General features: G+C 45.9%; 17 protein-coding genes. 16 read left to right on the top strand and 1 reads right to left on the bottom strand.

From position 1 onward, the window contains the following. Positions 1–9: 9 nt before the first annotated feature. Positions 10–942: a polysaccharide deacetylase family protein gene (locus GJB61_RS10395; protein WP_420819740.1), complete on the bottom strand. Its 933-nt coding sequence runs from the start codon at positions 940–942 to the stop codon at positions 10–12. A gap of 28 nt (positions 943–970) precedes the next feature. On the opposite strand from GJB61_RS10395, the gene GJB61_RS10390 reads away from it, so the two are divergent. From GJB61_RS10390 to spoIVA, 16 genes are all read left to right on the top strand, one after another. Continuing rightward, positions 971–1,351 (top strand): hypothetical protein, encoded by a 381-nt coding sequence (locus tag GJB61_RS10390; RefSeq protein ID WP_154118439.1) that lies wholly within the window; start codon positions 971–973, stop codon positions 1,349–1,351. 223 nt (positions 1,352–1,574) lie between these two features. Next, on the top strand, positions 1,575–2,189 hold the full coding sequence (locus GJB61_RS10385; RefSeq protein WP_154118438.1) for a genetic competence negative regulator: 615 nt from the start codon (positions 1,575–1,577) through the stop codon (positions 2,187–2,189). 109 nt (positions 2,190–2,298) lie between these two features. Beyond that, complete coding sequence (prsW, locus tag GJB61_RS10380; RefSeq protein ID WP_338115743.1) at positions 2,299–2,994, top strand: glutamic-type intramembrane protease PrsW; 696 nt, start codon at positions 2,299–2,301, stop codon at positions 2,992–2,994. A gap of 300 nt (positions 2,995–3,294) precedes the next feature. Beyond that, positions 3,295–4,653 (top strand): germination protein YpeB, encoded by a 1,359-nt coding sequence (gene ypeB / locus GJB61_RS10375; protein ID WP_154118437.1) that lies wholly within the window; start codon positions 3,295–3,297, stop codon positions 4,651–4,653. Between the two features lie 170 nt (positions 4,654–4,823). Beyond that, positions 4,824–5,477: a flagellar brake protein gene (locus GJB61_RS10370; RefSeq protein ID WP_154118436.1), complete on the top strand. Its 654-nt coding sequence runs from the start codon at positions 4,824–4,826 to the stop codon at positions 5,475–5,477. A 337-nt stretch (positions 5,478–5,814) separates the two neighbouring features. Continuing rightward, a complete protein-coding gene (gene cmk, locus GJB61_RS10365; RefSeq protein WP_229521592.1) occupies positions 5,815–6,525 on the top strand; it encodes a (d)CMP kinase in 711 nt (236 codons plus the stop codon). Continuing rightward, the gene (locus GJB61_RS10360) at positions 6,522–7,109 is read left to right on the top strand and encodes a lysophospholipid acyltransferase family protein (protein WP_154118435.1); all 588 of its coding nucleotides are present in this window, start codon (positions 6,522–6,524) and stop codon (positions 7,107–7,109) included. The genes cmk and GJB61_RS10360 overlap by 4 nt, the downstream gene beginning before the upstream one ends. Before the next feature lie 177 nt (positions 7,110–7,286). Further along, positions 7,287–8,636, top strand: a complete 1,350-nt coding sequence (rpsA, locus tag GJB61_RS10350) for a 30S ribosomal protein S1 (RefSeq protein ID WP_267490797.1) — start codon at positions 7,287–7,289, stop codon at positions 8,634–8,636. 186 nt (positions 8,637–8,822) lie between these two features. Then, a complete protein-coding gene (der, locus tag GJB61_RS10345) occupies positions 8,823–10,151 on the top strand; it encodes a ribosome biogenesis GTPase Der (RefSeq protein ID WP_154118434.1) in 1,329 nt (442 codons plus the stop codon). 12 nt (positions 10,152–10,163) lie between these two features. Continuing rightward, a complete protein-coding gene (plsY, locus tag GJB61_RS10340; protein WP_338115742.1) occupies positions 10,164–10,781 on the top strand; it encodes a glycerol-3-phosphate 1-O-acyltransferase PlsY in 618 nt (205 codons plus the stop codon). After that, a complete protein-coding gene (locus GJB61_RS10335) occupies positions 10,774–11,814 on the top strand; it encodes an NAD(P)H-dependent glycerol-3-phosphate dehydrogenase (RefSeq protein WP_154118433.1) in 1,041 nt (346 codons plus the stop codon). Before plsY ends, GJB61_RS10335 begins: the two co-directional genes overlap by 8 nt. Positions 11,815–11,881: 67 nt before the next feature. Beyond that, a complete protein-coding gene (locus GJB61_RS10330) occupies positions 11,882–12,157 on the top strand; it encodes a stage VI sporulation protein F (protein WP_338115741.1) in 276 nt (91 codons plus the stop codon). A 153-nt stretch (positions 12,158–12,310) separates the two neighbouring features. Next, positions 12,311–12,490: a DUF2768 family protein gene (locus GJB61_RS10325; protein WP_154118432.1), complete on the top strand. Its 180-nt coding sequence runs from the start codon at positions 12,311–12,313 to the stop codon at positions 12,488–12,490. A 33-nt stretch (positions 12,491–12,523) separates the two neighbouring features. Next, positions 12,524–12,892, top strand: a complete 369-nt coding sequence (locus GJB61_RS10320; RefSeq protein ID WP_154118431.1) for a 2Fe-2S iron-sulfur cluster-binding protein — start codon at positions 12,524–12,526, stop codon at positions 12,890–12,892. A gap of 32 nt (positions 12,893–12,924) precedes the next feature. Further along, positions 12,925–13,671 carry a DUF3939 domain-containing protein gene (locus GJB61_RS10315; RefSeq protein WP_338115740.1) on the top strand — a complete coding sequence of 249 codons (747 nt, stop codon included), beginning with the start codon at positions 12,925–12,927 and terminating at the stop codon, positions 13,669–13,671. Between the two features lie 429 nt (positions 13,672–14,100). Continuing rightward, a complete protein-coding gene (gene spoIVA, locus GJB61_RS10310; RefSeq protein ID WP_154118430.1) occupies positions 14,101–15,579 on the top strand; it encodes a stage IV sporulation protein A in 1,479 nt (492 codons plus the stop codon). The last annotated feature ends 184 nt before the right edge of the window (positions 15,580–15,763 follow it).

Here is a 15,763-nt window from a genome sequence, read left to right as displayed (position 1 = left end):
GTATGCAGATCAGCGCACCTTCAGTTCAATACTACGAGGATCTACAAAACTATAGCCCTTGCCTTCCAGTGTAGTTAGCAGTGTTTCCAGCCCTTCCACCGTCCATGGGAGCTCATGCATTAGAATATTACTGCCAGAATGCAGTTGACTGCTTACATTTTTAATCAGTTTATCGGTCTTGCCGGTTTCCTTTTCTTTCATTTCCCAGTCCAGAGAACCGACGGACCAGGTCATGTACAATAAGCCGTTCTCCGCTGCAACTTTTTTACCTACATCACCGCCTGCACCATGCGGGGGGCGGAAAAAGTGCGGAGCTTCGCCGATAACTTTTTTAACGATTTTCTGAACATCTTCAAGCTGTTGTTTAACTTTGGCATAAGGCTGATCTTTCAGCACAATATGATCCCAGCTGTGATTGCCGATAATTCCACCGCGTGAATGAATAAGCTCAAGCAGCTCGGGATGCGCTTTTACCCTATAGCCATTCACAAAGAAAATAGCTTTCGCATGATGCTTATCCAATATATCCATTAGTGGGTTGATCATAGCCGCTTCCTTGGGGCCATCATCGAACGTAAGCAGGATGATTTTCTTATTGGCACCGGCTTCATTAGGGATAATATCGTAATTTTTGTTCATATGGTACAAAAGCGGAAATTCAGTAGGTGATGCTTTGTCTTTAATTGCTGTCGCCTGAGGCGAAGGAGTTGCCAGAATTGCTGGTTTTTCGGGTGATGACGGCGTTGCTGATGCCTCTGTGGCGGCTGCCGTGGGTTGATTGTTTAACTCCTTGACTGCATTGCTGTTCTCACTGCTGTTGCTACAGGATGCCAGCAGAAAGGTGGCCGCAAGCAGTACTGCTGTGCCTTTACCCACTTTTTTCATCTCGCTTTCTTTTAATTTGCTTGTATGAGTCGGAATCTTTCCGCGAACACTAGTCATGATTTTACCACACAAGGAGGTTAGAGATATGAACACTTCGTCATTTTTTTGCGGAGTACTGATGGGCGCGGCTGCCAGTATGATTATGTCCAAAAAACGGCATGCCTTGATGTCCTCGCTTAGTCATTCGAGCGGTTACATGAACGGTTCCGCGGATAAAGCGAAAGATAAAATTTTGGGTATGGCGATGACGGGCTTTGGCAACACTGCTGCTTCAGCGAGCCATTCGCAAGGAGAAGGCAAGCATGATTCGAAGAGCGGAAATGCTGAACATAAGGCCGAATCCTCAGCTAAATCTAAAGAATCTAATATGAAAATGCTAAAGGATTTTATACGCAATAACCCCGACGTGAAACACGAAGTGGAGCAGATTCTAAAAGAGACCCATACGGCTATTCCGGGTTTGTAACCATAAACGACTCCTGCAGAATCATTTTGGGGATGCGTTAGTCCACAAAATGATTCTTTTTTTTAAAAAATGCATAGTTCAGTTATAGGCTATTTTTAATATTTATTTACGTGCATTTGTGGCGGCAAAATGATAACATACATACATAGTAACCATTTTTGGCTCATTACTCGGGACTCATCATACATTATAATAAATGAGCTTGCAAAAGGAGGATCCTGTCATGAGAATAGAGCGATTAAGTCAAGATAAGATACGGATTTTCCTCACTTTTGACGACCTGAGCGAGCGGGGCATCCAGAAGGAAGACATGTGGCAGGAAGTTCCTAAGGTACACGACCTGTTTACGGAAATGATGGATCAAGCGTACAGTGAACTCGGTTTTGACGCTACCGGTCCGCTAGCTGTGGAAGTTTTCGCTTTGCCCGCGCAAGGCATGGTCGTTATAGTGACCCGAGGAAAATATGATCATCATCAGTACGGTGCGTCTGGGGAAGAAGAATTGCCTGAAGAGATTTACGAAATGGAAGTTACCCTTGAACAAAGCGACTCCATTGTATATGCATTCCGCGATTTTGAAGTTCTAGTTGAAGCGGCTCATGTGCTCATCGGCAATATTACTACCCAGGGGAAGCTGTATTCTTATAATGATAAATGGTATCTTTACTTTGATCCAAAAGAATTTGAAGAAGCTGCGTTGTCAGGTCTTGTTGCTGTTTTAGCCGAATTTGCTGATTCATCACCGGTTACTGAGTCTGTACTGGACGAATATGGAAAGACTATCATGGCGGAGAACGCTGTACAGCTATTGTGTACTCATTTTAAACGTCAGGAATAAGGCGTAAGGAAGGGCTGAGGAATGGTTGTTGCTAATCAGCCCTTTTCTTTCAGTAGACGTATTCTAAATTCTGTAGATTTGAGCTTTTAGGTTACGGGGAGGTTATTCGGTGCTTTTGTTATCGGTCATTTCGTCAGCAGTAGCACCGGGACTTGCTCTGCTGACCTTTTTCTATCTGAAGGATAAGTATGATCAAGAGCCACTTCATATGGTTATCAAGGTATTTCTACTGGGCTTTCTGATTGTTTTTCCGGTAATGATTATTCAGAGAGGTCTCGTCCTGGGCTTGAATGGTGGTCCTTATGTAGATTCCTTTCTCATATCCTCCGGGGTGGAAGAATGTTTGAAATGGTTTGTACTGTATCATATGATTTATAATCATACCGAATTTGACGAGCCATATGATGGGATACTATATGCCGTAGCGATTTCGCTAGGCTTCGCAACAATAGAGAATGTAATGTACGCTTGGTATAGCCATGCCTCGGTAGCCTCCATGTTTATGAGGGCGCTGCTTCCTGTTTCAGGACATGCCATGTTTGGAGTGATTATGGGCTATCATATGGGAAGAGCCAAATTTTCCAAGGGAGTTAAGACGAAGGGGATTTTGCTAATCTCCTTACTATTGCCCTTAATGTGGCATGGGATATACGACTTTATTCTGAGTACAACAGCCAATTACTGGATCTGGTTTATTGTGCCTCTAATGACCTTTTTGTGGTATGGAGGCATGGGTAAAGTGGCACGTGCTAATAGCCGATCTCCTTTCCGTTTCCTGAAGCGTGAGGAAGAGGTTAAGCTATAATAGAGATGGACACACTTATTCTGAAGGATAGTTCCGTTAGCGAGGAATTCCAGAGAGGAGCGAGGTGTCTTTTTTTTGCGTGTAAAAGTACGTATTGTTTGCAAGCAGTGCGGCGAGAGCTACATATTAAGAGGCAGTAAGGAGCAGGGAATCATTGAAACAGGGTTTAAACAATGTTTGTGCAGCAATAACACCGGTTTCGAGATTGAAGAGCGGGTGGGATTACAAAAAGGTGTATAAGACTTCACAGTTATTGTCAAACTAACGGCAATCAGCTACCGAAAGGAGTCTTGCATCCCTATGTACAAAAGATTAAGTGCTGTAATGTTTCCGCTCACTGCATTGCTGCTACTCGGAGCGCTAGTTTGGGGATATCAGGAAAATCAGGAGAAGAATTCAATCCTAATTAAGGCGGAGAATCAATACCAACGTGCCTTTCATGATCTGTCCTATCACGTGGAACGACTTCATGGAGAACTTGGTAACACGCTGGCTGTTAACACTACCTCAAACGGGATGCACCGGAAGGGTCTAGTGAACGTGTGGCGGTTGACCAGTGAGGCGCAGAATGAAATTAACCAACTTCCACTAACACTGCTACCATTTAGTAAGACGGAGGAATTCCTCTCCAAAATCTCTAACTTTTCCTACAAAGCGGCGGTCCGCGATTTTACCAAGAAACCTCTCACAGAAGCCGAATTGGGGAATTTGAAAGCACTGTATACGAATTCAGGGGAAATTTCCAAGGATCTACAAGAAGTGCAGAACAAAGTCATCAGCAATCGGCTGCGTTGGATGGATGTCGAAACGGCCCTGGCGACGGAAAACAAAGCAGAGGACAATACAATTATTGATGGCTTCAAAACAGTCGATAAACGAGTGTCTGCATACCCGGAGCTAGACTGGGGTCCTTCTGTAGCCAGTATTTATGATAAGCGTTCAGTCAAGAAGCTGGGGGGCACTCCGGTAACAGCGGAAGACATCAAACGCAAGGCAATTAAATTTGCCGGTTTAGGCTCCAATGCCAAGGTAGATGTTAAGGAGAATGGAAAAGGCACAGAATGGCCTTCTTACACAGCTACAGTCAAAGCTGCGAATAATAAGCAGTCCATCAGCATGGATTTTACAACTAAAGGGGGATTGCTGATTTCTTACAATGATAATCGTGAAGTGGGTCCAGCCAAAGTATCCATGAAAAATGCTGTCAGCAAATCAGAACAGTTTCTAAAGCAAAAGGGCTTTCCAAACATGACAGCAGTTAGTGCTGACAGATACGACAATATGGGCAATTTAACCTTTGTTACGAGCCGTGAGGGTGTATTGATCTATCCGGAGAAATTGACGGTTCGCGTGGGGTTGGATACCGGTGAGGCTACCGGATTTCAAGCCAGTGATTATGTTAATGAGCATCAGGAGAATAGGGTCATTCCTAAGCCAAAACTTTCTCTAGCGGAAGCTAGAAAAATGCTGAACCCAGATTTCAAGGAGTTATATAACCGGCTGGCCTGGATTGAAAATGAAGATTCTGTCGAGCTGTTGACCTATGAGTTCGGCGGCAAAATAAATGGCTCGAAGTACCGGATTTATCTGAATTCAGCGGATGGAAATGAAGAATCCGTAGAAGAAATCAGAACTTCTTCAGGGGCTCAGGATAAATAAAAACTCACACTTTCAGTAATTGTTTTCAGAATAGTACAGGGCACATCCGCTAAATCGGCTGCTGCCCTTTTTGCTGTTTGAGCAGCTAATAATATTTCTCACCCGGGTTATAAACCGCCATGCTATAATCATCCTTAGACATATTACTAACTCATGTGGCGGTGACACGTTTGTATCCGAAAATTAACGATTATTTATACATTCAAGTAGCCTCCAGTGACGCTGCTGAATCTGAAATTGAATATAAATCGAGAATTGCAGAGATAGAGGAAGAAGCCTTCCTGATCGAAATTCCGATGCAGGAAGGCAATGGGCGGCTTAAAAAGCTGTTTATGGGAGACGAGCTTTCCGTTTATTTTATCACTGAGGGTGGAGTTAAGAATTTTTTTAATACTCATGTAGTTGGTTTTAGAGAAGATGTAATCCGTATGGTCAAGGTGCGAAAGCCAGATGTGGATTCTGTTTTCAAGATTCAGAGACGAAGCTTCTTTCGCGTAAGTGCCGAGCTTGAGCTAGCGGTGAAGGATCACAACGGCAGCCGATTTCTAGTGCGGACAGATGATATCGGAGGTGGTGGAACCTCGTTTCTCAGCGATACCAAAGTGAAGCTGGACTTAGGCGGCAGACTGCTCTGCTGGCTGCTGGTGCCCTATCGGAACGGAAGTTCAGAGCATGTTTATTTTGAAGGGGAAATTGTCCGGATTAAAGAATTGGAGAATGGGCGTAATTTGGTGATGCTGAAATTTGCTGCTATTTCCGATACAGAACGCCAAAAAATTATCCGTTATTGCTTCGAGCGTCAGTTCGATTTTCGCAACCGGTAATGTTTTTTTGCATATCTTATAGTCTATGCGATTTTGCACTGACGTACAAACTGTGGTATAATTTTATATGTTGCAGGCAATGCCTGCTTTTTTCTTGATAATATTAGTAAGCATAACAAATTTGAGTATGCCTTCTGATATTGCATGAATAAACTACCGCATTTTCGCGGTCAGACTCCATGGATATGCGTCGATAGGCGTTTTCCATAAATGATTAGTAAGTATACATTTTTCGCTATACTTTGCTAATATTTTCACGAGAAATGGACGCCGTCTTTTGAAAGACGAGTTAAGTCGTTTCTTCTTTATGAAAGAGTGTTTGAGGAGGAATGCCCCGTTGGATAGGCAGGGTACACATACTTATGACAAAATTAACGTCGCCATCGACGGACCTGCCGGGGCAGGCAAGAGTACTGTAGCCCGATTGGTAGCACAGAAGCTGTCTTATATTTATGTCGATACTGGAGCTATGTACCGGGCTATAACCTGGTATATGATTCGTGAGGGCATAGCACCGGAAGATCAAGATATAGTGGACCAATGGGTACGCGATATGGTGATTGAGTTAATTCCGGAGAAAGATGTGCAGAAGGTACTTATTAATGGGGAAGACGTAACCCCGCATATTCGCAGCCAGAAGGTCAGCGGTCTAGTATCGCAGTATTCGAAGATCGAGGGTGTAAGATCCAGACTTAGTCATTTGCAACGCCAGATGGCGCTTCGCAAGGGAGTTGTGATGGATGGCCGCGATATCGGTACGACCGTGCTGCCGGATGCCGAAGTGAAGATATTCATGACGGCAAGCGTGGAGGAACGGGCTCTCCGCCGTTTTAACGAATTGAGTGATGCGGAACAAGTGACGCTGCAGCAGCTTGAACAAGATATTGCCCGGCGGGACCGTCTTGATGAAGGACGGGAGATTTCACCGTTGCGCCGTGCAGAGGATGCGATTCTTCTTGACACGACATTAATGGATATCAATCAAGTTGTAGAAGCCATTGTATCCCAATGTAGATCTCATGTTGACGGGGAGAGAAATCATTTATGATTTATGTAATTTGCCGAGGATTGCTACGCTTTATTTATGCTATTGTCTTCCCTCTTAAGATCGTAGGGAAAGAGAATATGCCCAGAGAAGGCGGAGTTTTGCTCTGCGCCAACCACATCAGCTTGCTTGATCCCATAACCATTGGAATTAAGTTGGATCGTCAGGTGAAGTATATGGCCAAAGCGGAACTTTTTAAGATTCCTGTACTTGGCTGGATCATCAAGAAGGTGGGAGCTTTTCCTGTAAAGCGTGGTGGTGTAAGCAAGGAATCCATTAAAACGGCCCTTAAAACACTTCGTGGCGGTAATGTCATGGGCATCTTTCCGGAAGGAACACGTAATTCTGATGCTGGCGTTGCCAAGAAGGGCGCAGCAAGTTTTGCTCTTCGAAGTGGTGCAGCTGTAGTGCCTGCTGCTATTGTGGGTCACTATAAGCTCTTTCGTCGAATGACTGTAATTTATGGGGCTCCCATTGATCTCAGTTCATTCGACGGAGCGGGAAGCGATTCTCTGGAGGCTGTGACCGATGTAATTATGGGACGCATCTACGAGATGGTAAAGACCGGCAAGCCGAGTGCTAATTAAGGTTTAAACGTAAACGCAAATGCTACTGTGACTTTGAATTAAATAACGGCATAGCCGCTATTTTTTGGAACATACTATCTTATAGTTTAAGTGGTATTCTAAAAAATGATGAATGTTTTGAACTCTGCTCTACGCGGGTTTAAATAAATGGGGTTTTGAATCGAGGAGGGTAATCACATGTCTGAAGAAATTAGAAATCAGGAAGCTGCGGAAAACGTTGAAAATAACGAAACCGTAGAAGCGACGGAAACTGTGGAATCCGCTGTGACAGAAGAAAGCAACGGAGCTGTAGAAGAAGTTGTTGCAGGTAACGAAGAAGAGATTACTAATCAAGAGGACTTGGAAATCATGACTCTGAAAAAAGGCGATACCGTGAAAGGAATAATCGTCAAAATCGAAGATAACCAAGCTTACGTAAGCATTGGATATAAATACGACGGCGTAATTCCGATTCGCGAATTGTCCTCCGTACAATTGGACAATGCCGCTGCAGCGGTAGAAGTTGGACAAGAAGTAGAATGCAAAGTGGTTAGCATCAACGACAACAAGGAAAGTCTTGTACTTTCCAAACGTGCAGTTGACAGCGAAAAATCATGGGAAGATCTTGAGAAGTATTTTGCTTCCCAGGAAGCTTTCGAAGTTACTGTGGCAGACGTTGTAAAAGGCGGCCTCGTAGCGGATGTTGGCGCGCGCGGATTTATTCCCGCTTCCATGGTTGAACGTCACTTTGTAGAAGATTTCAGTGATTACAAAGGCCGTACATTGCGTGTTAAGGTGAAAGAACTCGACCGTGAGAACAGTAAAGTAATTCTTTCTGCGAAAGAAGTACTTGAAGAGGAGTTCGAAGCCAACAAGCTGAAGATTATGGCTGAATTAACTGAAGGCCAAATCATTGAAGGTACTGTACAACGTCTAACCCAATTCGGCGCATTTGTTGATGTTGGCGGAGTTGATGGTCTAGTGCATGTATCTGAAATTGCTTGGAACCACGTTGAAAAACCTTCTGATGTTGTGTCCGAAGGCGACGTAGTTCGCGTAAAAGTACTTAAGGTAGATCCTGAAAAAGGAAAAATCAGCCTTAGTATCAAAGCTGCTGCTCCAGGTCCTTGGGATTCGGCTGCTGGCCAAATCAACATCGGCGATGTAGTAACAGGTGAAGTTAAACGTCTTGTGAACTTCGGAGCGTTCGTAGAACTGCTTCCGGGTGTAGAAGGTCTGGTTCATATTTCCCAAATCTCCCACAAGCACATCGGCACTCCACATGAAGTGTTGAAAGAAGGACAAGAAGTACAAGTGAAAGTTTTGGACTTCAACCCATCTGAAAAACGCGTTAGCTTGAGCATCAAAGAAACTGAAGAAGCTCCAGCTCCTTCAGCTAGACCTGAACGTAGCAACAACAGCAGCAGAGACAGAGGACCGAAAGAAGTCCTTAACAATCCGAATGTCTCGCTTAGCAATGAAGGCCTTAGCTTTACACTTGCTGAACGTTTTGGAGATAAGCTCGACAAATTTAAGGGTAACAACTAATCCCTTAAAGCATACCGGGTAAAGTAATCGGCGAACCCTCGATACGGGGGTTCGCCGATTGTGTTTTTACAGTATCAATAAAGTATAGGTTTCATTTATATGCTTATAATGGCTAATTACATGCGTTAGCCAATTATATTGTTTTTTGCTATGATGATTAACGTAAGGAAGACAGGAGGAATGGATATGGCAAGACCCGTTGTGGCAATCGTTGGGAGGCCTAACGTCGGAAAATCGACTATTTTCAATCGGCTGATCGGCGAAAGAATGGCCATTGTAGAGGATAAGCCGGGCATTACACGTGACCGGATATATGGTATTTCAGATTGGAACGGCAAGTCTTTCAGTGTAATTGATACTGGAGGTATTGAAATTGACGGTGAAGACGCTATTCTTAAATCGATTCGTGCTCAGGCAGAATTAGCGATTGAGGAAGCAGATGTCATCGTATTTATGTGCGACGCGAAGAGTGGACTGACGAATGCAGATGAAGAAGTAGCACAGATGTTGTTCCGTTCAGGTAAGCCGATCGTGCTTGCGATTAATAAAGTGGATAATATGAAGCGTTCAGATGATATTTATGAATTCTATAGCCTTGGATTTGGTGAACCTTTTGGTATTTCCGGAAGCCATGGCACCGGACTTGGCGATATGCTGGATGCTGTTGTCGAGCGTCTGCCAGAGAAAGAGGATATTGAATATGATGATGATATTATTCGTGTGGCTTTAATCGGCCGTCCGAATGTAGGTAAATCGTCCCTTGTGAACGCGATTTTGGGGGAAGAACGAGTAATCGTTAGTGAAATCGCAGGCACGACACGCGATGCGATTGATACTCCTTTTGAACGGGATGGACAACGTTATGTCCTTATCGATACTGCAGGTATGCGCAAAAAAGGCAAAGTATATGAAAACGTGGAAAAATACAGCGTTATGCGCGCTATGCGGGCTATTGAGCGCGCCGATGTGGTGCTAGTGCTTATTAATGGCGAAGAAGGCATTATCGACCAGGACAAGCATATCGCCGGTTATGCGCATGAGGCAGGAAAGGCGTCTATTTTTGTTGTTAATAAATGGGATGCCATTCTTGAAAAAGATGATAAGACAATGCAGAATTTTGAAACAAAGATTCGTGATCACTTCTTGTTCATGAGTTACGCACCTATTGTCTTTTTGTCGGCACTAACGAAACAGCGTCTGCAAAAGCTGCTCCCGGTTGTGCAGCACGTGTCTCAGCAGCATGCTCTGCGGATTACCACTCATTTGGTTAATGACGTTGTATCCGATGCAATCGCCATCAATCCTCCACCTACAGATAAGGGCCGGCGCTTGCGGATTAACTATGTAACACAGGTTGCGACTAAACCACCAACCATTGTGGTATTCGTTAATGATCCATCGCTGATGCATTTCTCCTATGAACGTTATTTGGAGAACAAAATCCGCGCAGCGTTTAATTTTGAAGGAACGCCGATCCGACTCTTTACGCGGCGTAAATCCGAAAACGAAAGTTAGGGGAGAAGAAGTGTGGCGCTTGAACTTCTGGTTATCGTTGCAAGCTATCTGCTAGGCTCTATCAGCTTCAGTGTGTTGTTTGCCAAGTTTCTGAAAGGAATTGATATCCGTCAGTACGGAAGCGGCAATGCGGGAGCTACCAATACATTGCGGGTTCTAGGAAAAGGACCCGCAATCATGGTGCTGGTCTTGGATGTATTGAAGGGAGTCGTGGCTATTTGGCTTGGAACGTGGGTCGGCGGCTGGGGAACGTGGGTTGCCGCAATATGCGGGATCGCCGCTATTATTGGTCATAATTGGCCGCTTTACTTTCATTTTCGCGGCGGTAAAGGCATCGCTACTACGATCGGCGTGTTGATCACGCTTTGTTTATGGCCTGCGCTGCTCGCTGGTGTCATCGCCATCCTGGCTATTTTCATAACCCGTTATGTATCGCTAGGCTCGCTTATTTTGGTTGCGTTGACACCGATCTTCTTACTGGTGATCGGTTTTACACAACCGGTACTCTGGACCAGTATCATTATTGCAGCTTTTGCCTTCTGGAGGCATCGGATTAATATCGTGAAGATAGTTGAGGGGCGTGAGAACAAGATTGGCTCCAAAGTTAAAGGGGGGAATCGCGTTGTCTGATAAAGTCACCGTGCTGGTCGCGGGAAGCTGGGGAACAGCGCTGGCAAGTGTGCTGGCTGCTAACCACTCGGAAGTTTATCTGTGGACGCGCAATTCGAATCAAGCTGCCGAGATTAATGCAACACATACAAATAATCAATATTTGCCTGGGATTACGCTGCCCGCCAACATTATTGGGACCACCGATATGGAGGATGCTGTCTCAGGTTCCAAAGCTGTAGTAATTGTAGCCCCTTCATCCGCCATGCGACAGGTAGCGCGCAGCCTGAAGCCGTTCTGGAAGGAAGAAATGTTATGTGTCCATGCCACGAAAGGCTTTGAGACAGAGAGCATGAAGCGGATGTCGACGGTAATATCAGAGGAGCTCGGCTGTACAGAGGCTCAGGTGGTTGTACTCTCCGGGCCTAGTCATGCTGAGGAAGTAGTGCGTCTGTGTCCTACAACAGTTGTGGTGGCCTCGCCTGACGATAAACTTGCCGCCGCTGCGCAGGAGTTGTTCATCAATAATGATTTCCGTGTCTACACAAACCGGGATCAAGTTGGTGTTGAGCTGGCTGGAGCACTCAAGAACATAATCGCTCTTGGAGCAGGTCTTTCCGACGGCCTCGGCTACGGAGACAATGCCAAAGCAGCGTTACTTACGCGGGGTTTGGCTGAGATATCTCGGGTTGGCGTCGAACTGGGAGCAAACCCACTCACATTCTCAGGGCTTGCCGGGATCGGTGACCTTGTGGTGACAGCGACCAGTAAGCACAGCCGTAATTGGCGTGCAGGTTCCATGCTTGGACAAGGTAAACCGTTGCCAGAGGTACTGGAATCTATGGGGATGGTTGTAGAAGGGATTCGTACGACTGAGGCGGCCTATGCCATCTCGGTTAAGTTAGGCGTCCAGATGCCGATAACGGATCAAATCTATCATGTACTCTTTAAAGGTCGAACTCCACGAAATGCAGTAGAAGCTTTGATGGGTCGTGACCGAAAGACAGAGATGGAGTCCATCTCCCAAGAAACATGGGAGCAGTGGCACTCCTGATCACGTTCACCTTTTACCGGAAATTCTCATATGTTGTTATTGGGGATTGACGGAGGAGGGATGAAAAGTGAGCAGAGATTTTTCCAAGGATGCATTGAACGCCATTAATAAAAAGGCGGGCAAGAACATTTCGGAAGGTGCCATCAAGAAGCTGGCCAGTACAGTTAAGCCAGGTACCACGCAGAATGAAGCCCAGCTCCGCCAGTTAATCAAGCAGGTGTCATCAATGGCGAAAGTGCCAGTCAGTGAAGCTACGGTGCAGGAAATTGTCAATGCCGTTAAAAAAGGCGGCGCTAGTTCCGGCACAATGGAGTCTTTAATGAAAATGATGCTTAAAAAATAGTTTATTTCTTGCTGAGCAAAGAGCAAAGGAGCCGGGATCGCATAGATTCCAGCTCTTTTGCTCTTTTTTTATGATCGATAAGAAAGAGAATTAGTCAAAATTCATGATATAATAAGTCCAATAAATTGCCACCGAATGGGGGAGCACAAAGCCATGGATCCGATGACAAAAATGTGGTTGTCCCTGATCGCAATACTGATTATGGGATTGTCTGTCTTTTTGATTACTTTTGCACGTAGCAAGACGAAGGGCTGGCTCAGAGGGGTATTGTCCCTAGTTGCTTTTGTCATTATGTTAATCGGTTTGCTGGGCGGAGTTGCTTCAATCATGTAAGCATTACAACATAAGTAGAAAGGAAGCCACATCATGAAGCCGCAAAAGGGACTAACTGTTGTATTTCAGCCGGGGGGCCGTAAAGCTGTGGTTAATCACGGGGTATCCCTGCTGGAGGCGGCCCGCAAGGCCGGTGTTGCGATAACCACTCGCTGCGGCGGCAAGGCCGGCTGCCTCATGTGCAAGGTAACGATCGCAAAGGATGAAACAGCAGGAGTAAGGCCACCGGGTGATATTGAGCGGCGCAAACTCGGAAGTGCTTTGGAGCAGGGCGTGCGCCTGGCCTGCCAGGCCGCCGTGTGGAACGATGTAACCGTTCAGGTACCCGAAGACCCACTTAAGGCTGCAGTGCGCCGTAAGCTTGAAGCAGCGCGCCGTGGAGAAGATGACAAGCTGTGGTAGGGTGTGGGATTCAACAGAGGGGAGACCTTTAAGTGATTTATTTCAGGCGTGGAAATAAGGTCCGAGCCATGACTGGGACACTGCTAGGGTTGCTGTTGTTAGGCACAACCCTCTCAGGTTGCCTGTACCCAGGAGAGCAGAAGCAAACGGCTGTTAATTACCGCGAGAGCGTGAAACGGATACAAGCCGCTGTCGATGACTATCAGCAGGAGGAAGGGCTTCTGCCGATTCTGAATGCGGATGAAGATACACCCAAATACGAGAAATTTCGTATCGATCTGGATAAGCTGAACAAAAAAGGTTATCTGGATGAACTGCCTGCAACCGCTTTCGAGAAGGGGGGCAGCGCTTATTTTCTGATTTTGGACGAAGAAACTAATCCGGTCGTAAAAGTAATGGATCTGGTCACCTTCCAGAAGGTCAATGATGTTCAGCGTCAGATTAACCGGTATAAATCCGCTCACGGAGGGAATCTGCCTGCAGCAGAGGAATTATACCCCGGCCTATACACGATCGACACAGATAAGGCGGGAACGGGCTCTATTACTCTGACCAGTGTCTATTCTGGCCAGCCGCTGGAGTTCATTATGGATAAAGACGGTGTAGTCTACGTTGATTATATTTTTGATATTATGACAGTCGTCAATAAAAATGAAAACGGACAGGATATGAGTAAGGATCTGCGGTTATTATTGGAGCATTCCTCTTACTTTGTGCCGGTCAAATCATTGCCTTATTTGTGGCTCAACAGCCAGCCCGTTCCGCAGCCGCAAAGCTAGCATGAGTAGTTTATTTGCCCCATTTTCCCTACGAGAAATCTTCCTCAGATTCACATGAGGAGGATTTTTTTGCTCAACCTCTGAAGTTCTACTCCGGATTATATCTGCATATGTTTGATGAGAAAGCTTCCGGGCGTTAGGCCACCACAGGGTAGGCAGGTTGTCATTGTGAAATTACAATTTAAACTTGCGCGAATGCAGGTCATAAATTCGTACCGGATACATATGATGATACTAGTCCAAATGCATGTCCGAGCATTCGGGGTTTAGCGCGGGGCGGTGTTTTCCGTTTGAAAGCAGCTAACACTCCTTAGCGGACATACGATAAGTCCGGTTTCTGTCCTGCAAGGGTCATGATTACCGGCGGAACGCGAAGTCGATGCTCTTCAGGCATTTTTTCTTCGGAGTAATATGAGGAGGGGATCTCTTTTGGAAAAAGTGGATATTTTCAAGGACATTGCCGAGCGTACCGGCGGAGACATTTATCTTGGCGTCGTCGGCGCGGTTCGCACGGGAAAATCGACATTCATCAAGCGATTCATGGAAACTATTGTATTGCCAAACATCACGAGTGAGTCCGACCGAGTAAGGGCAATTGATGAGCTTCCGCAAAGCGCAGCAGGCAAAACGATTATGACAACAGAACCTAAATTCGTCCCGAACAACGCCGTCCAGATTAAGGTTGCGGAAGGGCTGGAGGTCAATGTAAGACTGGTTGATTGCGTTGGTTATGCCGTTGAAGGCGCTAAAGGTTACGAGGATGAAAATGGTCCTCGCATGATCTCTACGCCATGGTTTGAGGAGCCAATACCTTTCCAGGAAGCGGCCGAGATTGGCACGCGAAAAGTCATTCAAGAGCATTCCACATTGGGTGTAGTGGTAACCACTGATGGTACAATCGCTGAAATTCCACGCGGTTCCTATGTGGACTCTGAAGAGCGCGTTATTGCGGAGCTGAAGGAGGTCGGCAAGCCGTTTGTGCTTGTCATTAACTCCACCCGTCCCCGCAGTGAGGAAGCGCAGCAGCTCCGTAGTGAGCTTGCCCTCAAATACGATATTCCGGTCATGACACTTAGCGCTGTGAGTATGACAGAGGATGATGTAACGGGCGTACTTCGTGAGGTGTTATATGAATTCCCAGTGCATGAGGTCAATGTGAATCTGCCGAGCTGGGTAATGGTGCTGGGCGAGAATCATTGGCTGCGCAGCAGCTATGAGAACTCCGTTCGCGACACTGTCAAAGACATCCGCCGCCTGCGTGATGTTGACCGACTTGTGTCCCAGTTCACTGAATACGATTTTATTGATAGGGCTGGCCTTAGTGGAATGAATATGGGCCAAGGGGTAGCCGAAATCGATCTGTATGCACCTGAAGAACTGTATGATCAGGTTCTGATGGAGGTGGTTGGGGTTGAGATCCGCGGCAAGGATCATCTGCTGCAGCTGATGCAGGAATTCTCGCATGCGAAACGGGAGTATGACCGCTTCTCGGAGGCACTGGAAATGGTCAAGACAACTGGCTACGGAATTGCAGCTCCTTCACTCGCCGAGATGGCGCTTGACGAGCCGGAGCTGATTCGCCAGGGCTCACGTTTCGGGGTTCGACTGAAGGCTACTGCACCATCTATTCATATGATTCGAGTGGACGTCGAATCTGAATTCTCACCGATTATCGGCACGGAGAAGCAGAGTGAAGAGCTAGTACGTTATTTGATGCAGGATTTCGAGAATGACCCCATCAAGATTTGGGAATCAGATATTTTTGGTCGGTCTCTGCATTCCATTGTGCGCGAGGGCATTCAGGGCAAGATTGCCATGATGCCGGATAATGCTCGCTACAAGCTGCAGGAAACACTCGGACGCATCATCAATGAGGGTTCAGGTGGGCTGATCGCCATTATTTTATAAGCTGAATATGAAGTGGTTAGATTGCGAAGGGCGGAAGAAATTCCGCTCTTTTTTTCCTGAATTAGGGTATAATTGTGAAGTTGGGTCTATAAAATCAGACGATTTGGCTAGCAAAGATGATACTTTCTACTCCTTTTTTAAGGAACGCCTTGAAATTATGGATGGGCTGTATTACTATAAGTTT

It is taken from the genome of Paenibacillus monticola (genome assembly GCF_009664975.1).
Lineage (GTDB): Bacteria > Bacillota > Bacilli > Paenibacillales > Paenibacillaceae > Paenibacillus_AQ > Paenibacillus_AQ monticola.
This window is presented reverse-complemented; position numbering and strand designations above follow the sequence as displayed.